Origin of the sequence: Curtobacterium sp. GC_Cur_3, from assembly GCF_026544205.1 — a bacterium.
In the GTDB taxonomy this organism is placed as follows: Bacteria; Actinomycetota; Actinomycetes; order Actinomycetales; family Microbacteriaceae; genus Curtobacterium.
In genome coordinates this window covers 104,442-127,276 of record NZ_JALNUI010000004.1, presented here as the reverse complement: position 1 = coordinate 127,276, position 22,835 = coordinate 104,442, and the positions used below count along the sequence as shown (strand labels likewise).

Annotated in this window: 18 protein-coding genes; 1 reads left to right on the top strand and 17 read right to left on the bottom strand. The window is 71.3% G+C overall.

Annotated elements, in window-relative coordinates; translation table 11 throughout:
• Positions 1–78 precede the first annotated feature (78 nt).
• Positions 79–2,292, top strand: coding sequence for a RecQ family ATP-dependent DNA helicase (locus OXR63_RS03285; RefSeq protein WP_267420044.1), 2,214 nt, complete (start codon positions 79–81; stop codon positions 2,290–2,292).
• A 1,141-nt stretch (positions 2,293–3,433) separates the two neighbouring features.
• On the opposite strand, the gene OXR63_RS03280 is transcribed toward OXR63_RS03285, so the two are convergent.
• The 17 genes from OXR63_RS03280 to OXR63_RS03200 all read right to left on the bottom strand — a co-directional run bounded on the left by OXR63_RS03280 (position 3,434) and on the right by OXR63_RS03200 (position 22,815).
• Positions 3,434–3,862 carry a hypothetical protein gene (locus tag OXR63_RS03280; protein ID WP_267420043.1) on the bottom strand — a complete coding sequence of 143 codons (429 nt, stop codon included), beginning with the start codon at positions 3,860–3,862 and terminating at the stop codon, positions 3,434–3,436.
• 101 nt (positions 3,863–3,963) lie between these two features.
• Positions 3,964–5,493 (bottom strand): hypothetical protein, encoded by a 1,530-nt coding sequence (locus tag OXR63_RS03275; protein ID WP_267420042.1) that lies wholly within the window; start codon positions 5,491–5,493, stop codon positions 3,964–3,966.
• Positions 5,486–6,370, bottom strand: a complete 885-nt coding sequence (locus OXR63_RS03270) for a hypothetical protein (RefSeq protein WP_267420040.1) — start codon at positions 6,368–6,370, stop codon at positions 5,486–5,488. Before OXR63_RS03270 ends, OXR63_RS03275 begins: the two co-directional genes overlap by 8 nt.
• The gene (locus OXR63_RS03265) at positions 6,367–6,918 is read right to left on the bottom strand and encodes a hypothetical protein (RefSeq protein WP_267420038.1); all 552 of its coding nucleotides are present in this window, start codon (positions 6,916–6,918) and stop codon (positions 6,367–6,369) included. The genes OXR63_RS03270 and OXR63_RS03265 overlap by 4 nt, the downstream gene beginning before the upstream one ends.
• Before the next feature lie 65 nt (positions 6,919–6,983).
• Positions 6,984–7,280, bottom strand: a complete 297-nt coding sequence (locus tag OXR63_RS03260; RefSeq protein WP_071270879.1) for a WXG100 family type VII secretion target — start codon at positions 7,278–7,280, stop codon at positions 6,984–6,986.
• Positions 7,281–7,329: 49 nt separating this feature from the next.
• Complete coding sequence (locus OXR63_RS03255; protein ID WP_267420031.1) at positions 7,330–11,826, bottom strand: FtsK/SpoIIIE domain-containing protein; 4,497 nt, start codon at positions 11,824–11,826, stop codon at positions 7,330–7,332.
• Positions 11,827–11,978: 152 nt separating this feature from the next.
• Positions 11,979–12,854: an oxidoreductase gene (locus OXR63_RS03250; RefSeq protein ID WP_267420030.1), complete on the bottom strand. Its 876-nt coding sequence runs from the start codon at positions 12,852–12,854 to the stop codon at positions 11,979–11,981.
• A 147-nt stretch (positions 12,855–13,001) separates the two neighbouring features.
• On the bottom strand, positions 13,002–13,328 hold the full coding sequence (locus tag OXR63_RS03245; RefSeq protein ID WP_267420029.1) for a hypothetical protein: 327 nt from the start codon (positions 13,326–13,328) through the stop codon (positions 13,002–13,004).
• Positions 13,329–13,337: 9 nt separating this feature from the next.
• Positions 13,338–13,853, bottom strand: coding sequence for a hypothetical protein (locus OXR63_RS03240; RefSeq protein ID WP_267420028.1), 516 nt, complete (start codon positions 13,851–13,853; stop codon positions 13,338–13,340).
• A complete protein-coding gene (locus tag OXR63_RS03235) occupies positions 13,850–14,419 on the bottom strand; it encodes a hypothetical protein (RefSeq protein ID WP_267420027.1) in 570 nt (189 codons plus the stop codon). The genes OXR63_RS03240 and OXR63_RS03235 overlap by 4 nt, the downstream gene beginning before the upstream one ends.
• A 115-nt stretch (positions 14,420–14,534) precedes the next feature.
• A complete protein-coding gene (gene der, locus OXR63_RS03230) occupies positions 14,535–16,061 on the bottom strand; it encodes a ribosome biogenesis GTPase Der (RefSeq protein WP_267420025.1) in 1,527 nt (508 codons plus the stop codon).
• A 41-nt stretch (positions 16,062–16,102) separates the two neighbouring features.
• The gene (gene cmk, locus OXR63_RS03225) at positions 16,103–16,798 is read right to left on the bottom strand and encodes a (d)CMP kinase (protein WP_267420090.1); all 696 of its coding nucleotides are present in this window, start codon (positions 16,796–16,798) and stop codon (positions 16,103–16,105) included.
• 158 nt (positions 16,799–16,956) lie between these two features.
• Complete coding sequence (locus tag OXR63_RS03220; protein WP_267420024.1) at positions 16,957–18,081, bottom strand: prephenate dehydrogenase; 1,125 nt, start codon at positions 18,079–18,081, stop codon at positions 16,957–16,959.
• Between the two features lie 75 nt (positions 18,082–18,156).
• Entirely contained in the window at positions 18,157–18,990 is an 834-nt protein-coding gene (locus OXR63_RS03215; RefSeq protein ID WP_374116058.1) for a pseudouridine synthase, read from the bottom strand.
• A gap of 1,387 nt (positions 18,991–20,377) precedes the next feature.
• Positions 20,378–20,989 (bottom strand): SMC-Scp complex subunit ScpB, encoded by a 612-nt coding sequence (scpB, locus tag OXR63_RS03210; protein ID WP_267420088.1) that lies wholly within the window; start codon positions 20,987–20,989, stop codon positions 20,378–20,380.
• A 73-nt stretch (positions 20,990–21,062) separates the two neighbouring features.
• The gene (locus OXR63_RS03205; RefSeq protein ID WP_374116057.1) at positions 21,063–21,953 is read right to left on the bottom strand and encodes a segregation and condensation protein A; all 891 of its coding nucleotides are present in this window, start codon (positions 21,951–21,953) and stop codon (positions 21,063–21,065) included.
• On the bottom strand, positions 21,937–22,815 hold the full coding sequence (locus OXR63_RS03200; protein WP_071271005.1) for a ParA family protein: 879 nt from the start codon (positions 22,813–22,815) through the stop codon (positions 21,937–21,939). The genes OXR63_RS03205 and OXR63_RS03200 overlap by 17 nt, the downstream gene beginning before the upstream one ends.
• Positions 22,816–22,835 lie beyond the last annotated feature (20 nt).

The following is a 22,835-nucleotide window of genomic DNA, read 5'->3' as shown; positions in this document are numbered from 1 at the left end:
CTCTCCACATCCTCCGGTCTGTCCACAGGTTGGAGGCTCGGGGCACGTTCCGTCGGTCGGTGCTGACAGCATGGGGGCATGTCCTCTCCTGTGCTCGGCTCCGGACCGTCCGATCCGTCTGCGTCCACGGCTGCGCCGTCGGCGTCCGCGCTGGGTGCGGCAGCGGCGCCCACGGCTCCGCCGTCGGCCGAGCTCGCGACCGAGGCGCGCGAAGCCCTCTTCGCCCTGACCGGTCGCCCTGACGCGGTCTTCCACCCCGGGCAGCTGGAAGCCATCTCGGCCCTGGTCGAGCACCGCCAGCGCGCGCTCGTCGTGCAGCGCACCGGGTGGGGCAAGTCGGCGGTCTACTTCCTCGCGACCCTGCTGCTCCGCCGGCGTGGCGGCGGTCCAACCGTGCTCGTGTCGCCGCTGCTGGCACTCATGCGGGACCAGGTCGCAGCCGCAGCACGGGCAGGCGTCCGGGCGGTGTCGATCAACTCGGCCAACGCGCACGAGTGGTCCGACACCCAGGCGAAGCTGGCGCGGGACGAGGTCGACGTGCTCCTCGTCTCCCCCGAACGCCTGAACAACCCGAAGTTCCGCGACGAGCAGATGCCGGCACTCATCGCCCGGATGGGGATGCTCGTGGTGGACGAGGCCCACTGCATCTCCGACTGGGGCCACGACTTCCGGCCCGACTACCGCCGGCTCGCCGAGCTCATCCGGTCGCTGCCGCACGGCGTCCCCGTGCTGGCCACCACCGCCACGGCGAACGAGCGCGTGGTGGAGGACGTCGCCGAACAGCTGACCGCCGGCCCCGCGGACCCGGTGTTCACCATCCGCGGCTCCCTCGCCCGGGCCTCGCTGCGCCTCGGCGTGCTGACGCTGCCCGACGCCCGCGCTCGGCTCGGGTGGCTCCTGGCACACCTCGGCGACCTGCCCGGCAGCGGCATCATCTACACGCTGACGGTCTCCGCGGCCGAGGACATCGCGCGGCTGCTCCGCGAGAGCGGCCACGCGGTGCGGGCCTACACGGGCCGGACCGACACGGACGAACGCGAACAGCTGGAGCAGCAGCTCAAGAACAACGAGCTGAAGGCCCTCGTCGCCACAAGTGCGCTCGGGATGGGCTTCGACAAGCCCGACCTCGGGTTCGTCGTGCACGTCGGCGCGCCCTCCTCCCCCGTCGCCTACTACCAGCAGATCGGTCGTGCGGGCCGCGCCACGGACAACGCCGACGTGATCCTGCTGCCCGGACGCGAGGACCGTGAGATCTGGCAGTACTTCGCCAGCGCCTCCATGCCGACCCAGTCGCGTGCCACTGCGGTGCTCGACGCCCTCTCCACGGACTCGGCGATGTCGACCGTCGCGCTCGAGGGCCTCGTCGACATCAAGCGCTCCACCCTCGAGCTCCTGCTCAAGGTGCTCGACGTCGACGGTGCCGTCCGCCGTGTCACCGGCGGGTGGGTGTCGACCGGGCAGCCGTGGGAGTACGACGAGGTGCGCTACGCACGCGTCGCCGCTGCCCGTGCCGCCGAGGCCTCCTCGATGCTCGACTACGAGTCGACTGACGCCTGCCGCATGCAGCTCCTGCAGCAGGACCTCGACGACCCGTCCGCGGAGCCCTGCGGGCGCTGCGACAACTGTGCGGGCATCTGGTACCCCGCCGACGTGCCCGGCGCTGCGGCGGAGGGGGCGTCGTCGGCGCTCGACCAGGTCGGGGTCGAGATCGCACCGCGGGCGCAGTGGCCGTCCGGAATGGCGGCGCTCGACGTCCCCGTCCGCGGCAAGCTCGGCCCCGGCGAGGTCGTCGCCCCGGGGCGTGCTGTCGCCCGGCTGACCGACCTCGGCTGGGGCGGTCCCCTCCGCGCCCTGTTCGCCACCGGTGTGCCAGACGCCCCCGTGTCCCGCGAGCTGCTCGACGGCTGCATCCGCGCCCTCCGTGACTGGCCGTGGGAGACACGGCCGACCGGGGTCGTCGCGATGTCGTCGCGCTCCCGGCCCCAGCTCGTCGCGTCCTTGGCGTCAGCGCTGTCATCGATCGGCAAGCTCGAGTTCCTCGGAACGCTGGACCGTGACGGCGGGGTCCCGCGTGGTGACGGTGCGACGAACAGTGCCTACCGGCTGAGTGGCGTGTGGGACACCTTCACGGTCGGGCCAGAGCTCGGGGCGGCACTGCAGTCCCACCAGGGGCCGGTGCTGCTCGTGGACGACATCGTCGACAGCAGGTGGACGATGACCGTTGCGGGACGCGAGCTCCGCCATGCGGGGGCGTCAGCCGTGCTCCCGTTCGCGCTGGCCACGGTCGCCTGACCCTCAGCACGTCCACGGCGCAACGGCGCCCGGCGACCCGCAGTTCAGGCGCCGAGGACGACACAGGATCAAGAACGCCGAGGTCCAACCGAAATCGTCGATTCGAATGCAGGTCCCGGGCTCAGCTGTACCTGCGTCAACTCAGGCGCTTCGGAACCGGCCCTGGCCAGCGTCCCCGGGCCGTCGCCCTCCCGGTCCTGCTCCACAAGACCGTTCTGTCGACCGAGCGCGGTCGGCAGTGGCACCGCCGCGGTTCCGGCACGTCGCACAGCCACCTTCCCCACTTCGAATTCATCACCTTGCCGGGCACCAAGACAGAAGCTTCACTGAGTCCCGGGCTGGAGGCCGCCCCCAGGTCTTCGAGGACCGCGTGGACATCGACGCCTGAGACGTTGAGCTGCATTCCGGTCGGGGCCTGCATTCCGGGAGCAGGACCAGTCGCACCATTCGAAGTCGAGCAGGCAGCGCCAGTCCGACCGTTCTGCGTTGCGATGCCGCCGGGGCACCAGCACCCTCGAGAAGACGTGGGTCCAAGAGGCCAAACCGCTTCGTCGAACGCCGACTGCTGATATGCGCCCCGACTGTCATCACCCGAGTCGCTCCGGTACCAATCCCGGCCATCGACCCCACTTCTCCTCGAGAATTCGGGCACCTATCAGAGCTGACGAGTGGTCACTCGAAGCCGGACTAGCCGGTAGACCGAGTTTCTGAAGTATCGCAAACGTATCCACTACCGGAGGACTCGACACCGAGATCTGCACGTCCGTCGGCTCATGATCGATCTCGGTTGCCCAGGCGACCCGCGCTGCGTATTCGATCAGTCGCGAAAGGTCCCTCGACTTAGCGGTCCCGTCGAGCCGCAGGCGGACATCGACGAAATGGGTGGTCTTCAATGTCTGCCGATCGGTACCAGTTGTGACGGTAGCGCTGGTGACGCCGTCAACTGCTTGTATTCGGTCGCGCGCTGCTAGCGGTTCCAATCCTTTGTTTGATGAACAACCCGCGAGCCCCGATACGAGAAGGGCAGCAACGATCAGGGTGAGTTGTCGACGTGGTGCGCGCAATTGGTTCTCCGGACTCGAAGATCGGTGTCCTTGGGCTCGTCGAAGAATCCGTCGTTGCTGTCGGACGCCGACTTCGGTCAAGCGCTGGCCGGTACCGGACCTGGCCAGTCTCCGAGCTTCTCCTCGAGAGCACCTCGGGGTACGACGACGAGCTCTTTGAAGCTGTCTGGCGAAGAGCGATACTCGAGATCGCTCCAGGACGACTTCACGAGGTCGCCGACGACAACCTGCGGGTTCGTGTGAAGACGCACGCTGATCCCTTTGTCAGCGTCCACGTCATTGATCGACCAGCCGAGCGCGAGCAGGTACTCGACGATTTCCTTCTGCGCACCCGAGTCCGTTGCATCAGTGGTCGCCTCGACCCAGATCCGGCGATGCGTCTGCAGCCCCGAAACGGTCTTGTTGACCGTCACGGAAGCCTCAGTGAGACCTGATCGGGCTTCGAGCTCGCCGCGTGCCTGATCAAGTGACTGACCACCCGCAGCCGATGACGCCGAATTGGTCATCGATGGTTCTCCTCCCGAGTGGGGTTGAGCGCATCCTGCCAGCAGCATCGACCCCACTATAGAAGCCGAGATGAACACCGCCCGCTTGACGAAACCGCGCTTCACTGCGTTCGCCTGACTTCCCAGTCGTTCACGGAAGACTCCTTGTCGTCGCCCCCGAGGAATTGCGCAATGTCGGAGGATGCGTTCACGGCCGGGTTCTGCGTTGCCATGACAGCGTATCGGTCCGCGTCGTGCGCGTCCTTCACGGAAGGCATCCCGGTCTCGCCCGGCTTCGCCGGAGCGTCGCCACGGACGGTGTCCCACGACGAGCGGTCCGGGTTGGGTACGCCATCGAGCGCGGCAACCGGGTCGCTGACGGACTCGAACGAGGTCACATTCGTGGCAGCAGGAATGTTCATCGCGCCGACAGGCGCCCCCGCGGTGACGACCTGTTGGATGTTGTAGCCGTGCGGGTCCGCAGCGATGGCCCCCGCGGTGATGCCTCCCAGGCTGAACCCCACCAACATGACGGGCTCGTCAGTGATGCCTTCACGGCGCATCGCAGCCATCACCGCGTTGGACAGGGCCGTGTTGTTGCCGTACCGCATGGCCATGACATCGGATGTCAGGTCGTTCGGAGTCACCCCTGCGACACGCTCCCAGCTCTGCGTGCTCGGGATCTGCACCGTGTACCTGGTCACCTTGTCGTCGTCGATCGTCTTGATGATGCGGATGTTCGCGAAGTCGTCCTGCCCGATCCCGTCGATCTGGCTCGAACTCGCGAAGAGCGAAGCGACATCGGTCGGGATGACGTTTCCCTCATCATCGATCTTGAGGTGCCTGCCCAGCGCTGTCTCGCTGTCGGAGAGGGTGTCCTGCGCCCGCTTCTTCCGTTCGTCGGATCCGAGGACGTCCGTCACGAAGTAGGGGTCACCGTCCTCAAAGAGCCCGAAGCGATGGCCATCGGCAATGAGGGTGCTGAGGAGGTTCTCGTAGGTGTCAGAACCCCGCAGGTCTCCGAGGGCGTTCTGTTCCACCTCCACGATCTTCGGGCTCAGCGCCGGCAGCGCTGCCATGAAGTTGTCGCCGAAGTTGTTGCTCGCGGCGGAGGCGAAGACGACCAGGCGCTGCGCGAGGGTGCCGTCCGACTGCAGCGCGGTGCTGAGCGCCTGCTGCATCGACTGTCCGGCGATGCCCGCGATGTCGCTGACGAGACCCGTGTCGATGGCCTGCTTGACGATGGCCGTGACCGCAGTGAGGGTGTACACCACCGTCTGCACCCCGAGGGCGACGTCGGTGGCCACTCGTGCCGTGAAGACCACGGCCTCGGCCACCTTGGCTTCGATCGCAGCAGCAGCGGCAGCGATGGCCGTCTCCGCCGCCTCGTAGACCTTCACGATTGACGCCGTGATGACCACCAGCGCCTCGGTCGTCACCATCGTCACGCCGAGCTGCGCCGAGGCGCTGAGCACCGCGCCCTCAGCAGCGACGGCCGTCCCCGGCGACAGGATTGCCGACGCGAGCAGGTCGCCGTCAGCCGACAGCGCACCGACCTTCGGCACGAGCGGCAGCGCGTAGGCGTTCAGGGTGGTCAGCCCCGTCACCATGCGGTCGATCTCGGCGAAGTCGACCTTCAGTCCGTCAGACATCGCTGCCCCCGATGACATCCCTGTCCCTGATGAGTCCGGCGACGAGGCTCAGCAACTCCGTGCGGATGTCCTCGTCGGTCTGCGCCGTCACGGTGACCGTGCCGGCGTCGGTGATGCGTTCGGGCGTGACCTCGCCGGTCCGCGCAGCGGCGTCGAGACCGACGCTCATCCGCAGCCACCCGTGGCTGGTGCCGAACCAGTTGCCCGCGAACACGGGGCCGCCGTCCAGCGTGAAGGCCTTCACGCGGAACCCCTGCCGCACCGGCTCGGCGAGCCCACGGAAGAGCGGGACCGCGTCGGCCGGCACGTGGAGTTCCTGCACGACGGCGTCGAGCACCCGTGCGTCACGGCCCTTGACAGCGTCGACGATGGCCTGTGACGCGACGGTGCTGACCGTCGTGGTGCCGCGGACACGGTCGGTGACCTCGAGCTCGGGCACCAGCGACGCGAGCGTCTGCCAGGCGAGGTCGAGGACCGTCCCACGGACCCGTGCGCGTCCGTCGCCGTGGTCGACACCGGTCCACACGGTCAGGTGCGACGTAGCGGAGGCCTGGATGACCGTCGAGTGTGCGGTGGTCGACGTCGGGGTCCAGGCCGAGACCTGGATGACGATCGACCCGGCGTTCTGCAGGGCCAAGGAGAGCAGGAAGGGACCGTCGAGGTCCTCGGACCACGACTCGGCGTCCAGAGCAGGCGCCGATGCGAGCACTCCCCGAGCAACGAGCGCGTCGACCACCCCGACACTGGCGACGGACGAGACATCGGGCACGAACGACGGCAGCACGAGCCCCGGCAGGTGGTCGCGCACGGCGCGGAGTTCGTCGAGGGAGAGATCCCACTCGACGACGTCGGTGGTGGCGTCCGGTGCGGGCGTCATCCGATGCCGTTCCGGCTGGCCGCGCTGCGGGCGTCGATCCAGTCCTTCGAGCCCGATGCCGGCGGTGCCGGGACCTGGGCGATGAATGACTGCGCGCTGGCGACCTGCGAGCTCGAGACCTCGCGTCCGCCGACCATGTGCACGGACACCTGGATCTGGTCCGGGTTGCCCGACATCGCAGCACCGAGCACGTTCATGAAGCCGTTCACGGCGGTGCTCGCGACGTCCTTCACGGTGTTGACGACGTTCGCCACCAGGTTCGACGCCTGGTTCCAGAGATCACGCGCGATCCGCTCGGCCTCGGCGATCTGTGCCTTCACGGCATCGACGGCCTTGGCGTGGGCCTCGAGCGCCTCAGCGGCGTCATCGAGCAGCTGGGCCTTCTTGCCCAGCTCGGCACCGGACTCCCGCACGCGGGCGCGGACGCCCTCGACTGCCTTGGAGGACGACGACAGCGCCTCGGCCTGCGCCACGAGCGCGGATGCTCGTGAGCGCAGGCCGTCGGCGTCGTCGCGGAGCGCCCGGGCCTTGGCCCGCAGGTTCGACATCTCCCCGTACACAGTTCACCCCCCTGTGGACCGTCGCCGGAGCGGCGGCCCTCCCCCGATCAGTCCTAGCGGCCGAGCTTCGACGCGAGCTGCTGGTCGACGTCGCCCAGCGTGGTCGCGGTGGTGCGGAGGAACTGGGCCAGGTCGTTCAGACCACCGATGGTGTTCTGCGCACCCGAGGTGAAGCGCTGGTAGGCGTCGTTGTACGCGCCGGACGAGCGGTCGGTCTGGAACCCCGCCTGCGTCAGGGACGCGATCTGCGCCTGCAGCTTCGACAGCGTCGCGTTGATCTCGTCACGCCCTGCGAGCAGCCGGTCGGCGTTGCCGTTGAGCTCCTGGTAGGACACGTTGATGTTCGGCATGTGATTCCCCGTTCAGTTGGTGGTTCTGGTCGTCAGCCCCTCCGACGACTCACGACACGGTAGCACCGCCCGACGTTTCCTCACCCATGCGATGAGAACCGCCCTGGGCGGGGAGCGCGACCTGCACGCGGGTGATCCGGCCGGTGTCGACCATGAAGCCGCGCCCGAGCGGGAAGTCCGACCGCGTGCACCGTGGGAAGGCCGTGCGGAACAGCGTCAGACCGTCGGTCTCCTCGGGCTGCAGCGCGATGCCGGCGCGGGCGGTCTTCAGCTCGCCGAAGAGCTGCCACGCGCTCGGAGCCGTGACGGTGTCCGCCTCGGCGAGCACGAACACCCCGGCGCGACGAGCGGCCTTGATGAGCCGCGCGACCTGCGACTCAGCCGGCAGCCCCTCGAAGTCACCGACGTTCTCGATCACGATGAACGGCTCCGGTCCGACGACGCCGCCGGTCTCGAGCGATGTGGCCAGGCGTCCGGCGAGCGCGTCCGCCGAGTCGGAGTCGGTGGCGAGCTCGGTCCAGGAGGCGGCGTCCCGGAGGGCACTGCGTCGCCCGACGACCAGGTAGGCGGGTCGGTCGGGGAAGGTGGCCGTGACGGACGCGATGAGGGTGCGCATGGTCGTGCTGCGACCGGAGCCGAACGGGCCGGTGACGACGAACAGGCCATCGGTCGGGATGCCGACGGCGGCGAGGGTGTCGTCGGCCAGGCCGATCGTCGGGCGGCCGCGCACGGACGCGCCGAGGGTCCCGGCGTCGACCACGGCCGGCAGCCGGCGGATCTCCGGGGTGCGCGGCACGCCACGCTTGACGAGCGACGCGGCGAGGGCCTCGACCGCTGCCGCCTGGACCACGAGGTCGGCACTGCCGGCGGGGACGGCGACCTGGAGTTCGTGCTCGTCCACGAGCCCGCGCCCGGGCACGGCGTCGTCAAGGACGTCGGCCGGCACGTCGGCGGCGTTGTACTCGATCTCGCTCGCGAGCCGGAGCACGATCCGCTCGCCGATGTTGGCCTGCAGGTTCGTCGGGAACGCCCCGACGCGGTCCGCCGCCATGACGAGGTGGATGCCGAGCGCCCGCCCGGTCGACGCCAGGGACAGCACCTGGTCGAAGAGCTGCAGCGTGCCCGGCCGGAACTCGTACTCGTTCCGGAAGGCACCCATGCCGTCGATGAGCACCAGGATGCGCGGCTCGGCCGTGCCGGAGACCGCGCGGTACTCGGTGAGGGATGCGGTGCGCGCGGCGGCGAAGCGCGTGGACCGGTCGGCGATCGTGGCCTCGAGGTCGGTGAGCAGCCGGGTGATGCGTTCGTCGTCCGGCCCGCTGATGACCGACCCGACGGTCGGCAGGGCCTCGAGCATGGACAGCCCGCCACCGCCGAAGTCGAGCGCGTGGATCTGCACCGGGTGCCGGTCGGCCACGGCGGACGCGGCGACCGCCACGGCGCGGAGGGCGGTGGACTTCCCTGAACCACCGGCGCCGATGACGGCGACGTTGCCCGCGGCGTCGAGGTCGACCGCGTACGCCGACTGGCGCTGGTCCTCGGGGACGTCGAGCGTGCCGATGACGAGCGCCGACCCGGTCGAGGGTGCGAGCGTGCCGAGGTCGACGGTCTCGCCGAGCTGGTCGAGCCAGGGTTTGCGCGGGATCGACAGCGCGCGACGGTCCGCCGCGGACGCGATGGTGCGGGCGAGCCGCTCGATGTCCTTCGCCCGGGTGGTGTCCCGCGGGGCACGGACGGCGCTCGGCCACATCGTGCCCGGGCCGAACGGGAAGTCCTGCACGTCGACGTCGGGTTCGTGCACGACGACGTCGTCGGACCGGCCGCCGAGGTACGCGGTCTGGAAGTCCAGCACGCGCCCGGGGCCGGTCTTGGCTGCGGCACGACCGGGGGTCCCCGGGTCGAACCAGGCCGCGTCGGGGACACCGAGCACGTCGGAGCTGTCGACCTCGTCCGCGACGCGGAGGGCGATGCGGAGGTTCGTGTTGGCCCGGAGCGAGTCCTTGATGACCCCGCTCGGGCGCTGCGTCGCCATCACCAGGTGCAGGCCGAGCGACCGCCCGCGCTGCGCGACGTCGATCACGCCGTCGATGAACTCCGGGATCTCCGACGCGAGCGCGGCGAACTCGTCGATCACGATGACGAGCGCCGGCGGCGCGGCGGGGTCACCACGCTGCTCGAGCGTGACGAGGTCCTTCGCACCGCGCTCGTTGAGCAGGTGTTCCCGGTAGCGCAGTTCGGCGCGCAGCGAGGTCAGCGCACGCCGCACCAGGTGCGGGTTCAGGTCGGTGACGAGCCCCACCGTGTGCGGCAGCCCGACGCACTCGGCGAACGCGGCGCCCCCCTTGTAGTCGACCAGCAGGAAGGTCACGCGGTCGGGGGCGTACTCGGCCGCGATGCCCATGATCCACGTCTGCAGGAACTCGCTCTTGCCGGAGCCCGTGGTGCCACCGACGAGCGCGTGCGGTCCCTGCGCGCGGAGGTCGAGCGCGAGCGGCTCGCTCGGCCCCTGCCCGATGACGGCCCGGATGCCGCCGGCTTCGCGTCCGGCACCGGGGACCCAGTCCGCGGTGAGGCTGTCGTTCTTCGACCAGCGGCTGACGACGGCGGCCGGGTCGCCGGCCAGGTCGCCCTCGTACAGGTCGACGAACGCCACACTGTGCGGCAGGTCGGTCTCGTCGAGCACGCGGGCGCCGGTGTCCTGCACCGGGGCGATGGCCCGGGCGACGGTGGCGGCTTCGAGCGGGTCGACGCGGTCGAGTTCGTCGAGCTCGACGGCCTGGCCGGTGCGCACGAACCCGACGGTCGCGGTGCCGCTCTGCCGGTCGAGCGTGATGTACGTGCGGCACACCACCGGGAGCGCCTGCTGCGTCGGCGCGAGCCAGAGCACGAAGACCCCGAAGTCGGCGCCCTCTTCCGCCAGCGCGACGAGCCGGGCGCGGTCGGCCGGGGCCTCCGCGGTGACGACGACGAGCACCGCCGGGGTCGCCGGCAGGCGGTCGACGGACTCGCCGTGCTCCTCGTCGAGGGCACGGGACTCGTCGAGCCGAGACCGCACGTGCTCGCCGCGGCCGGCGCCCGCGTCGCGGCGGGTGGCGACGAGGCCCTCGAGCTCGGCGAGCAGCGTCGACGCGCCGGCGAAGTCACGCACGAGGCCGCCGGACCGCAGCGGGCTGTAGGGCGAGTCGACGTGCGGCAGCCACTTCAGCCAGCCCCACTGGTCGGTGGTGGTGCCACCGGCGAACGCGGTGACGACGAGGTCGGCGGGGCTGTGCAGGCCCACGAGCTGCACCACGAGCGACCGGGCGACGTCGTCCGCCGCCAGACCGGTGCCGGCCACACCGATGGCACCGGCGCGTTCGAAGGTCTCGATCACGGGGACCGGGCCCACGGTGGCGTACTCGTCGGCGAGGTCCTCGGCGCGGTTCCAGTCGTCGACGCTGCCCGAGTTCTTCGACGGCATCGTGATGGTGGCACGCGACGGCAACGTGCCGGCACCGAACCGGACCTCGAGGAAGGTCGTGTGCTCGGGCTTGCGGGTCCAGAGGAGTTCGGAGCGCGAGCGCATGGCGGCGGTCACCACCGCGGGCGACGGGGACTCGGCGACCCGCGCCTGGATCTCGCGCTCGCGCTCGGCGGCGAGCCGCGTGCGGGTGTCGGCGAGCGAGTCCTCGAACCGCTGGCGTTCGTCGCGCTTCCGCCGCTTCACCTGGACGCGCTGGTCGATCCAGGTGCCGATCATGATGACCGGCGAGAGCGCGATGAAGATCAGGGTGTACGGCTGCTTCGTGACCAGGAAGAGCACGGCGCCGAGCACGATCGGCGCCAGGATCGCGAGGATCGGCAGCCGGGGCTTCTCGCCGGGCACGGGGATCTCCGGGAGGGTGAACTGCTTGCCGCGGTGCGCGGGCTCCACGCGCGGGGACCGGGAGAAGGCGTCGTGTGCGGGCGCCCCGACCGACCCGGGCGCGACGGGCACGCCGGGTGCCGCGAGCGGGACGATCCGCAGACGGGTCTCCCCCACCTGGATCGTCGTGCCGGGTTCGACGAAGGCGCGGGCGACGAGCCGGCCGTCCACCGCGACGCCGTTCGCGGAGTTGAGGTCGACGACCTCGATCGTGTCGCCCACCATCACCGACGCGTGTCGTCGGGAGACCTCGTGGTCGCCGGACAGGTACACCTGCGCCATGGCGTCGCGACCGATCAGGTTGACGCCCTGGGTGAGCGTGTACTCGTGGCCGGCTTCCGGCCCGGAGAGCACCTGCGCGATGGCCGCGGGGGCGTCCTCGACGTCGTCGCCGCGTCGGCGCTCCGTCGCCGGGACGATCTCGACGCGGCAGCCGGACCGCAGCGAGGACTCGTGCACGGTCGCGGACGGGTTGAGCAGGCGGGCCTGCGGCCGGTCCGGGAACTGCACCCGCAGCGTCAGCGGGACGTCGTCCCCGGGGCTGCCGGTGGCGAGCCGGTTGGCCAGGCTCCCGATGGTCGCCGTCACGTCCGCCGTCACCACGACGTCCTGCTCGGTCCCCGCCGTGTCCGCGATGGTCATCTTGAGTTTCACACGTCACCCCCGTGCGGACCATCGTAGGGGACCGCACCGACGGCCTGCGGACTTCTCCACAGGCCGGACGGGAGGCTCCTGGCGGCGCCGCCACGAGCCTCCCGTCCGTCGTCGGCACCAGCCGACCCGGGTGGTGGCGCCTACGCGCCGGTACCGATCGCGTCGAGTTCGGCGACCGCGTCGGCCGGCAGGGTGAAGCCGGCGGCCGCCACGTTGTCGCGGAGGTGGGCCACCGACGAGGTGCCGGGGATCAGGAGGATGTTCGGCGAGCGCTGGAGCAGCCACGCGAGCGCGACGGTGAGGCGCGGCACGTCCAGGCGGGCCGCGACCGTGTCGAGGGCCTCGGACTGCAGCGGCGAGAACCCGCCGAGCGGGAAGTACGGGACGTACGCGATGCCCTGCTCGGCCGTGAGGTCGACGAGTGCGTCGTCCTCGCGGCGGGCGAGGTTGTAGAGGTTCTGGACGCAGACCACGGGGGCGATGCCCTGCGCTTCGGCGAGCTGTTCGGCGGTCACGGTCGACACGCCGAGGTGGTTGATCAGCCCCTGCTGCTGGAGTTCGGCGAGTGCCTCGAACTGGGGGGCGATCGATCCCGGCTGCGGCGCGTCGAAGCCGCCCATGCGGAGGTTCACGACGTCGAGCCGCTCCACGCCGAGCCGCTCGAGGTTGCCGTGCACCTGCTCGACGAGTTCGTGCGGCTCGCGGGCATTCGGCCAGCCGCCCTTCGCGTCACGTCGGGCGCCGACCTTCGTCACGATGCGGAGGTCCGCCGGGTACGGGTGGAGGGCCTCGCGGATGATCTCGTTCGTGACGTGCGGGCCGTAGTAGTCCGACGTGTCGATGTGCGTGATGCCGAGTTCGACGACCGTGCGGAGGACGCGGATCGCCTCGTCACGGTCGGCAGGGGGTCCGAACACCCCCTTGCCCGCCAGCTGCATCGCGCCGTACCCGACGCGGGTGAGTTCGAGGTCGTCAGCGAGGCGGAAGGTGCCACCGGGGAGGGTCGTGTTCGTCATGGTGTCCACGATGCTCCGCCCACGCTGATCGTGGCAGGCTCTGTCGGTCCCGGGTCCGGGCGTTGCGCGACCCGGTGCTGGTGCTGGTGCTCGTGTTGGTGCTCGTGCTGGTGCCGGTGCTGGTGCTGGTGCCGGTGCCGGCTGGTGTCAGGCGCGGTGGCCGACGACGCGGCGGACGGCGTCCTCCACCCGCGCGCGGCGGACGTCGAGGTCGACGGGCGCGAGCAGTGCAGCGGCGGGCAGGGACGTCTCGGCGGCGACGATGCCCAGGACGTAGGCCAGGAGCTCCGCCGGGTCGAACTCGTCCGGGTCGACCGCTCCCCCGCCGGACTCGGCCAGCAGCGCGATCGCGTCGCCGACGTCCGGCTCGTCGAGGGTCGGGACCCGGGCGCCGCCGAACACCCGCGCGGTCAACTCGCCCGCGAACCGCGGGAGGTCGTCCGGGTCGAACCGCACACCGCCGAGGATCACCATGGTGCGATCCTACGGAGCGGGTCGGCGGACCGGCTTCGGGAACGTCGAGCGCATGTGGTCGGAGGTGAGGACGTCCCCGATCCCGACCATGAGGACCGAGAACAGGATCTGCTCGACGACCATCCAGAACGGGTAGAGGCCGGGGATCGCCGCGATGACGAGTGTGACGATCGGGAAGACCCGGCTGAACAGCCGGAGCCGCTGGTACGCCCAGTAGTAGCCGAGCTGCGCGCGCCAGGCGAAGACGTAGAGCGTCAGGGTGATGAGCAGCACGACCGTGGCGCGGAACCACACCGCCCACGGCACCGTCTGCCCCAGGTGTGTGAGCACGATCGCGATGACGATCGCCGCCAGGCCCACGACGGTCTCCGCGACGAGCAGCCAGCGGATCCACCGGAACGAGCGCACCGTGTCCGGGTGCGCGAGCATGTCCTGCCGGATGACGTAGCCCGCCTGGCGTCCGCCGGCGAGACGGTCGAGCTGCAGGCGGCACCACACCCGGTCGGCGAGGGAAGGCAGCGTCACCCGACCATCGTGCCGTATGCGGGGACCAGTTCCGCACCACCCATGATCGTGGTGGTGTTCCAGTCGAGGACGACGAGCGAGTGCACCGGGTCCGGCAGGATCTGCGGGATGCTGACCTCGATCACGGCGGACGTCGCGCCGTGCGGGACGACACCGACCTCGACCGGGTTGCCGTCCGGCACCCATCGTGCGCCGTGCCGACCGTCGATCACGTCTCCGGCGGTCAGCTGCACGCGGATGTCGGCCGTGGTCAGGTCGGTGGCGAAGTCGGTGATGGTCACCCGCACGCTCCGCTCGCCGGACCGGACGACCTCGACGCGACCGGTCGTGCGGGCACCGATGGGGACGATGTCGCCCTCGACGGGCAGGCCGGTGCGGTACCAGGGCTCGTCCACCGGGGGCAGCGCGGGTGCCGTCGACGGGGTGGCACGGACGAGTGGCTCCGGTGTGGACCGGCCGGTCGGGACCGGGATCGACAGCAACACGGAGACGGCGACCACACCGGCGAGGACGCTCACCCCGCCCGCGATCCGACCGGCGCGCGCGGAGCCCGACGGCGGTGACATGCACGGATCGTACGCCGGACCGCGGGCGACGGCGAGGGGCCCGTCGAGGATCCCGGGGACGACGACGGCCGCCGGGAGCATCGCCCCGGCGGCCGTCATGTCGTGCTGGATCGGATCAGGTACGCTTCCGGCGCTCGCGGACACGCATGTTCACGGTGATCGGCGTGCCGGCGAAGCCCCAGACCTCGCGCAGCCGCCGCGTGATGAAGCGGCGGTACTGCGGGTCGAGGAACTGGGTCGTGAAGAGCACGAACGTCGGCGGCTGGCTGGCGGCCTGCGTGCCGAACAGGATCCGGGGCTGGCGTCCACCGCGCACGGGGTGCGGGTGCTCCTGCACGAGCTCGGCGATGAAGGCGTTGACCTTGCCGGTCGGGATGCGGGTGTCCCACGACTCGAGTGCGGTCTCGAGGGCGGGGACGAGGCGTTCGAGGTGCCGACCGGTGCGCGCCGAGATGTTCACGCGCGGGGCCCAGGCGACGTGCGCGAGGTCCTGTTCGATCTCGCGCTCGAGGTAGCGGCGGCGCTCGTCGTCGAGGAGGTCCCACTTGTTGTAGGCCAGGACGAGGGCACGACCGGACTCGAGGACCAGGTCGATGATGCGGAGGTCCTGCACGGAGACCGGCTCGGTGACGTCGAGGACGACGACGGCGACCTCGGCCTTCTCGAGTGCGGCCGTGGTGCGGAGCGAGGCGTAGAAGTCGGCGCCCTGCTGCAGGTGCACGCGCTTGCGGATGCCGGCGGTGTCGACGAAGCGCCAGACACGGCCGCCGAGCTCGACCTGCTCGTCCACCGGGTCACGGGTGGTGCCGGCGAGCTCGTTCACGACGACGCGCTCTTCGCCGGCCGCCTTGTTGAGCAGCGAGCTCTTGCCGACGTTGGGCCGACCGAGGATCGCGACACGACGAGGACCGCCGAGCTCCTGCTTGGCGACGGCGGAGATCTCCGGCAGCGTCGTGATGATGAGGTCGAGCAGGTCCGCGACGCCACGGCCGTGCAGCGCCGACACGGGGTGCGGCTCGCCGAGCCCGAGGTTCCACAGCTCGAAGGCGTCGAGGTCACGGCGCTCGTCGTCGGACTTGTTCGCCACGACGATGACGGGCTTGTCCGTGCCGCGGAGCATCTTGACGACGTGCTCGTCGGTCGCGGTGATGCCGACCGTCACGTCGACCACGAAGAGGACCGCGTCGGCGAGGTCGATCGCCACCTCGGCCTGGAGCGCCACCGAGGCGTTGATGCCCTTGGCGTCCGGCTCCCACCCGCCGGTGTCGACGAGGGTGAAGCGGCGGTCGTTCCACTCGGCCTTGTAGCTGACGCGGTCACGCGTGACGCCGGGGACGTCCTGCACGACGGCCTCTCGGCGGCCGAGGATGCGGTTCACGAGCGCCGACTTGCCGACGTTCGGGCGACCGACGATCGCCAGCACGGGCAGTGCGGGCAGGTACGCGATGCCGTCGGGGCCGAGCTGCGCGGTCTCGAGGAGCGCGACGTCTTCCTCGTCGAGGTCGTAGTCCTCGAGCCCGGCCCGGAGCGCGGTCGCCCGCTGCTCGGCCTCGGACTCGTCGAGGCTCGCGAGTCGGTCGCCCAGTGACTCGTCGTACTCCGGGAAGTCGTCGTGCTCTGGGCCGTTGTCCGGTTGCGCCATGGTGGGTTCCTTGCCGGCGACCCTGTGGTCGCGTGTGTGTGTCAGTGTCCGGCCGTACGGGCCAGGTCGACGACCGCCTGGACGGTCTGGTCGAAGTCGAGGTCGGTGGAGTCGAGCGTCGTGACGCCGTCCGCGGCGTTCATGAAGTCGACGACCTTCGCGTCGGCGGCGTCTCGCCGGGCGAGTGCTGCCGAGGTGTCGGCGGCCGACTGGGTCGAGACCTCTGCCGAGCGCCGTGCCATCCTAACCTGTTCGTCGGCGGTCAGCAGGATGCGGACCTCGGCGTCGGGTGCGACCACGGTCGTGATGTCGCGGCCCTCGGTGATGATGCCCTGGGCGTCGGTCCTGCGCATGACGGTCCGGAAGAGCTGCACCAGGCGTGCGCGGACCTCGGGGAGCTTGGCGATGTGCGCCACCGCGGCGGTCACGTCCGGGGTGCGGATGGCATCGGTCACGTCGGTGTCGCCGACGCGGACGAAGTAGGCGTCGGGGTCGGTGCCGATCGTGTAGTCGAAGGTGTCCCAGCTCGCCAGGACGGCCGCGGGGTCGTCGAGGTCGACCTGCTGCTGGAGCGCGTGCCACGCCAGCGCACGGTAGGCGGCGCCGGTGTCCTGGTACCCGAAGCCGAGCAGACGGGCCGCGGCGCGGGAGACGCTCGACTTGCCGCTGCCGGCGGGACCGTCCACCGCGATGACGAACTTCGCCACGTAGGCGCCGTCCGCCAGCCCGGCGGGCATCGGGTCGCGGGTCAGGCCCGGCTCGCCGCCGCCCAGTCCGTCGGTGCCACCGGAGGGTCCGGTCACCGGCCCCGGCTGGTCGCCGGGGGTGGGGAGACCGGTGTCGGGGCCGCTCGGCCCGCCGGTGATCCCGGAGTCGTTGGTGCGTCCGTCGTCGTTCAGGCCCATGCTGCTGCGATCCTCCATCCGCGGCCCTCGAGTTCCTCGATGAGCCGCTGTTCCTGCTCGGGGACGACCGACACCTCGACGATGCCGATCGGTGCGCCCGGTGAGTGCTCGAGGCGCAGGTCCTCGAGGTTGATGCCGATCTCGCCGATGGCGGTCAGGAGGTCGGCGATCTGCCCGGGTCGGTCGTCGACGAGGACGACGACCTGGGCGAACCGTCTGGTGGTGCCGTGCTTGCCCGGCAGGCGTTCGACGCCGCGGTTGCCCGACGCCATGGTCTCGGCGATCGTCCGCGGTGCCCCGGGGGCCTCCGGGTCGTCGAGGGCGTCGATCAGCCGGCTGAGCTCGCCCTGCAGGTCGACCAGCACGGGCCGGATGTGCGCGGCGTTTGCCCCGATGATCTGGACCCAGAGGCCGGGGTCGCTCGACGCGACGCGGGTGACGTCGCGGATGCCACCGCCGGCCAGGCCCAGTGCGGCTTCGGGGGCGTCCCGCAGTCGGGAGGCCATGAGCGTGGACACGAGCTGCGGCACGTGGGACATGATCGCGACGGCCTGGTCGTGCGGGCCGGGCTCCATCGGGACCACGGTCGCGCCGAGGTCGAGCGCGAGGGCCTCGACCACGGCGGCACGACGGTAGGTGATGTCATCGTGCCCGGCGATGACCCAGGGGCGGCCGATGAACAGGTCGGCGCGGGCGGCCGTGGGACCGCTGCGCTCGCGGCCGGCCATCGGGTGCGAGCCGATGTAGCGCGAGACGTCGGCGCCGACGGCCCTGAGCCGCTCGAGCGGGACCGACTTGACGCTGGCGACGTCGGTGACGACGGCGTCGGGGTGTGCGGTCAGTTCGCGGGCGACGACCTGCGCCGTGACGTCCGGCGGGACCGCGACGACGACGAGCTCCGGGGCGTCGTGCTCCGACGGGCGGCGACCCGCGCCGTAGTCCACGGCGAGCGCCAGTGCGGCCGGGGAGACGTCGTCGAGGATGACGTCGACGCCCTGCTGCCGGAGGCCGAGGCCGATGGACGCGCCGAGCAGGCCGGTGCCGACGATCCGGACGGGTCCCCGCAGCCGGCGGTCGACCTCGGCGGTCGGGTCGTGCGGGGTGGGCGTGGTCACGCGGCAAGCCTACCGACCGAGGCCGGACGCACAGCGCCCGGCCTCGGTGGTGATGGTGGTGATGACGACCGTCGGTCAGTCGGTCGTGTCCTCTTCCGAGGAGTCCGGGCCGGAGCGCGCGTCCGCACCGGCGCTGCGGGCGATGCCGAGCAGGCCGCCGAGCTCGACGCCGCTCAGCTCGCGGGTCCGACCGCTCGGCAGGGTGCCGAGGTGGAGCGGACCGAACGATCGGCGGACGAGCTCGAGCACCGGGTGGTCCACGGCGTCGAACATGCGCCGGACGATCCGGTTGCGGCCGGAGTGCAGGGTCAGCTCGAGGAGGGACTCCCCCCGCGACGACTCGAGCAGACGGACCTTGTCGGCGGCGATCCGGCCGTCCTCGAGGTCCACACCGTCGAGCAGCTGCTGCACGGTCGCCGGGTTCACGTTGCCCGCGACCTTCGCGACGTAGGTCTTCGCGACGCCGAACGACGGGTGCGCGAGCACGTGGGCGAGCGCGCCGTCGTTCGTCAGCAGGAGCAGGCCCGCGGTCTCGGCGTCGAGCCGTCCGACGTTGAACAGCCGTTCCTCGTACTTGTCGACGTACTGGGACAGGTCCGGACGGCCGCGCTCGTCGAGCATGCTCGACACGACGCCCGTCGGCTTGTTCAGCAGGACGTACCGGCGCGAGGTGTCGACCTGCACGGGGACGCCGTCGACGGTGATCTCGTCCTTCTCGGCGTCGACACGACGACCGAGTGCCTCGACGACCTCGCCGTTGACCGAGACCCGGCCCTCGGCGATCAGGTTCTCGGCGACACGACGGGACGCGACACCGGCGGCGGCGATGACCTTCTGCAGGCGCTCGCCCTCGGGCTGCAGCTGCTCGGGGGCTGAAGCGGCACCGTCCGCGTCCCACTCGGGGATGATCGGCCGTTCCGGGGTGCCCTCGAGCGGTGCGCCGTGGTCGTCACGCTGCCCAGCGGGCCGCGGGGTCGTCGCCTTGTTGCGGACCGTGGCCGTGCCGCCGACGTACCGACGGCCGTTGTGCCAGACGCGGCTGGCGTCGCTGCCCTCTCGAGGGGCGCTGCGACGGTCGTCGCGGCGGTCGCGGTCCTCGCGGCGGTCGCGCTGGTCCTTGTCGGACGAGCTCCACCGGGGGCGCTCGGTCCGACGGTCGCCGGTCGGGGCCGAGCGACGGTCGCCGGTCGGGGCCGAGCGACGGTCGCCGGTCGGGGCGCCACGGTCGTCGCGGCGGGGAGCGCCGCGGTCGTCCTGGCGGGGGCGGTACCCCCGGTCGTCGTCGCGACGGGCAGGGCCGCGGTCGGCGGCACCACGGTCGTCACGGCGCGGGGCGTCGCGGTCGTCGCGGCGGGGGAAGCCACGGTCGCCGGTGCCTCGGTCGTCGCGGCGCCGAGCACCACGGTCGTCCTGACGAGGGCGGTACCCACGGTCGTCGTCGCGGCGCGGGAACCCACGGTCGCCGGTGCCACGGTCGTCACGGCGCGGAGCACCACGGTCGTCCTGACGGGGTCGGTACCCACGGTCGTCGTCGCGCCTCGGAGCACCGCGGTCGTCACGGCGCGGAGCACCACGGTCGTCACGGCGGGGGCCGCCACGGTCGTCGTCCCGGCGGACGAAGCCGCCGTCCCGACGGCCACCGCGGTCGTCCTCGCGGCGGACGAAGCCGCCGTCACGACGGGGAGCGCTCCGGTCGTCGTCGCGACGCCCGTACCCGCGGTCGTCGCTGCGCGGCGCACCACGGTCGTCCCGACGGGGTGCGCCGCGGTCGTCCTGGCGCGGGCGGTACCCGCGGTCGTCGTCGCGGCGTCCCTGCGGGCGGTCGTCACGACGGTCGTCACGGCGGCCGTACCCGCGGTCGTCGCGCTGTCCTCCGCGGTCGTCCCGCTGGCCGGGCCCACCGGACCGTCCGGCGTACCCGCCGCGGTCCGAACCACCACGGTCCGAGCCGTACCCACCGGAACGACCGGCAGGAGCGCCGGAACGCCCGCCGTACCCGCCACGGTCCGAACCGCCACGGTCGGACCCACCCGAACCACCACGGTCCGAGCCGTACCCACCCGAACGTCCGGCAGGAGCGCCGGAACGCCCGCCGTACCCGCCCCGGTCGGAACCACCACGGTCGGACCCACCCGAACCACCACGGTCCGAGCCGTACCCGGAGCGGCCGGCACCGCCGTCGCGACCGGCACCGCCGGAGCGACCAGCACCACCAGCGCGACCCGGTCCACCTGCGCGGTCCGAGCCTCCTGACCGGTCTGGGCGTCCGCCGGACCGGCCGTCGTCTCGTCTGTCCTCATACGCGGCCATCAGGGATCCCTTCGTTCTGCTCGAAGCCGTCGACGCCGTCCTCCAGGAGGGGCGAGATGAGCGGCAGTTCCTCGAGCGAGTTGATGCCGAGCTGCTGCAGGAGCAGGTCGGATGTGACGTAGTTGATGGCTCCGGTCTCGGAGTCGGTGAACGACTCCTCGATGAGACCGCGGGCCACGAGGGTGCGGACGACGCCGTCGACGTTGACGGCGCGGATCGACGCGATCTGGGAGCGCGTGATGGGCTGCTTGTAGGCGACGACGGCGAGCGTCTCGAGTGCGGCCTGCGACAGGCGTGACGGGCGTTCGGCCTCGACGAACTGCTCGACGACGTCGTCGAGGTCCGCGCGGACGTAGAAGCGCCAGCCGCCGCCGACCTCGCGGAGTTCGAAGCCGCGACGGACGGTGCCGTCGACGCCGTCGAAGTCCGCGACGAGCCGTTCGACGGCCTGGCGGACGACGGGGACGGGAGCGCCGACGGCCGTGCCGAGCGCGACGAGGGACTGGGGTTCGTCGGCGATCATCAGGATGGCCTCGAGCTGCCGGTCGACGGCGACGTCGGCGGCGACGTCGTGCCTCGCCGCTGCCTGTGCGCGCATCGCGTGCTCGATCGCCCGTGCGTCGGCGAGCTCGTCCGCCCCGCCGGGTTCGGCGCTCGAGACGTCGTGGACGTCATCCGTCATAGTCGGCTCCAAGATTGGCGAGGCTCTCGTCGGTCCAGTGCTCCGCGGTCCACCGCAGGGTGAGCTCCCCCAGCGGTTCGTCCTGCTCGAAGGTGATCGACGCCGTGCGGTACAGCTCGAGGATCGCGAGGAAACGAGCCACAACGATACCCGCCGTGTCGACCCCGGCGACCAGTTCCCGGAACGCGACGTCGGGATCGCCCGACTCGGCACGGGTCCGGAGGATCGACACGACGACCGCCGCCTGCTCGCGGATGCTCACGAGCGGGGCGTGCAGGTGGTCCAGCCCGATCGTCGGGATCTCCCGCGGGGCGAAGGCCAGCGTCGCGAGCGCGGCGAAGTCCTGCACGGTCAGGGTCCAGACGAGCTCGGGGGTGCGGGCGCGGAACCGTTCCTCGAGTCGGACGCTCCGCGCGTGCCGGCGCGACTCGGTCCCCCACCGCGTGCCGAACCAGCCGGCGGCCTGCTTGAACGCGCGGTACTGCAGGAGCCGGGCGAACAGCAGGTCCCTGGCCTCGAGGAGTGCGACGTCCTCGGCGTCGACGAGTTCGCCCTGCGGCAGGAGCCCGGCGATCTTCAGGTCGAGCAGGGTCGCCGCGACGACGAGGAACTCGCTCGCCTCGTCGAGTTCGTCGACCGACTCGGCCTGGCGCACGTACGCGATGAACTCGCCGGTGACGACGCCGAGGGCGACCTCGGTGATGTCCAGCTCGTGCTTGGTGATCAGCGAGAGCAGGAGGTCGAACGGCCCGTCGAAGTTCCGCAGGCGGACGCGGAAGCCCGGGGCGCCCGCCGGAGCGGGAGCAGGGCCGTCCGCACCAGCGGGGGTGCCGGCAGGAGCGGGCGTGCCAGCGGCAGCGGGATCAGGCGACGGCGCCACGCTGGACGAGCTCCCGTGCGAGCTGCCGGTACGAGTGCGCCGCGGCGTGGTCCGGCGCGGTCTGCGTGATGGGACGCGCGGACACGGTGGCGTCGGGGAACTTCACGGTGCGGGAGATGACGGTGTCGAGCACGCGGTCGTCGAAGGTGTCGACGACGCGCTCCATGACCTCGCGCGAGTGCAGCGTCCGCGAGTCGTACATCGTCGCGAGGATGCCGTCGAGCTGCAGGGCGGGGTTCAGGCGGTCCCGCACCTTGTCGATCGTCTCGATGAGCAGGGCCACGCCGCGCAGCGCGAAGAACTCGCACTCGAGCGGGATGAGCACACCGTGCGCCGCGGTGAGCGCGTTCACGGTGAGGAGGCCCAGTGACGGCTGGCAGTCCACGAGGATCACGTCGTAGTCGCCGGCGACCTTGCGCAGGACGCTGGCCAGGATCTGCTCGCGGGCGACCTCGTTCACCAGGTGGACCTCGGCGGCCGACAGGTCGATGTTCGCCGGGATGACGTCGAGGTACGGGGTGTTCGTCGGCTGGATGACCTGGTTGGGGTCCTTGATGGAGCCCATGAGCAGGTCGTAGACCGTCGGGATGTCGTGGGTGCGCACGCCGAGGCCCGCGGACAGGGCGCCCTGCGGGTCGAAGTCGACGGCGAGGACCTTGCGACCGTACTCCGCGAGCGCGGCGCCGAGGTTGATGGTCGTGGTGGTCTTGCCCACCCCACCCTTCTGGTTGCACAGCGCGATGATGCGGGCCGGGCCGTGGCCGTCGAGCTCCTCGGGGATGGGGAACGCCCGAACGGGCCGGCCGGTCGGACCGTAGGTGGTCTCGCCGGTGCCGGACTGGGTCGTCGGGTTGGTGCTCACCTGGTCATCGTACCGGCGCA

Excerpts from the sequence above, each read along its gene's own strand:
- OXR63_RS03285 (WP_267420044.1), top strand. The coding sequence starts at position 79 with ATGTCCTCTCCTGTGCTCGGCTCCGGACCGTCCGATCCGTCTGCGTCC.
- OXR63_RS03280 (WP_267420043.1), bottom strand. The coding sequence starts at position 3,862 with ATGACCAATTCGGCGTCATCGGCTGCGGGTGGTCAGTCACTTGATCAG.
- OXR63_RS03275 (WP_267420042.1), bottom strand. The coding sequence starts at position 5,493 with ATGTCTGACGGACTGAAGGTCGACTTCGCCGAGATCGACCGCATGGTG.
- OXR63_RS03270 (WP_267420040.1), bottom strand. The coding sequence starts at position 6,370 with ATGACGCCCGCACCGGACGCCACCACCGACGTCGTCGAGTGGGATCTC.
- OXR63_RS03265 (WP_267420038.1), bottom strand. The coding sequence starts at position 6,918 with ATGTCGAACCTGCGGGCCAAGGCCCGGGCGCTCCGCGACGACGCCGAC.
- OXR63_RS03260 (WP_071270879.1), bottom strand. The coding sequence starts at position 7,280 with ATGCCGAACATCAACGTGTCCTACCAGGAGCTCAACGGCAACGCCGAC.
- OXR63_RS03255 (WP_267420031.1), bottom strand. The coding sequence starts at position 11,826 with ATGACCATCGCGGACACGGCGGGGACCGAGCAGGACGTCGTGGTGACG.
- OXR63_RS03250 (WP_267420030.1), bottom strand. The coding sequence starts at position 12,854 with ATGACGAACACGACCCTCCCCGGTGGCACCTTCCGCCTCGCTGACGAC.
- OXR63_RS03245 (WP_267420029.1), bottom strand. The coding sequence starts at position 13,328 with ATGGTGATCCTCGGCGGTGTGCGGTTCGACCCGGACGACCTCCCGCGG.
- OXR63_RS03235 (WP_267420027.1), bottom strand. The coding sequence starts at position 14,419 with ATGTCACCGCCGTCGGGCTCCGCGCGCGCCGGTCGGATCGCGGGCGGG.
- der (WP_267420025.1), bottom strand. The coding sequence starts at position 16,061 with ATGGCGCAACCGGACAACGGCCCAGAGCACGACGACTTCCCGGAGTAC.
- cmk (WP_267420090.1), bottom strand. The coding sequence starts at position 16,798 with ATGCCCGCCGGGCTGGCGGACGGCGCCTACGTGGCGAAGTTCGTCATC.
- scpB (WP_267420088.1), bottom strand. The coding sequence starts at position 20,989 with ATGCGCGCACAGGCAGCGGCGAGGCACGACGTCGCCGCCGACGTCGCC.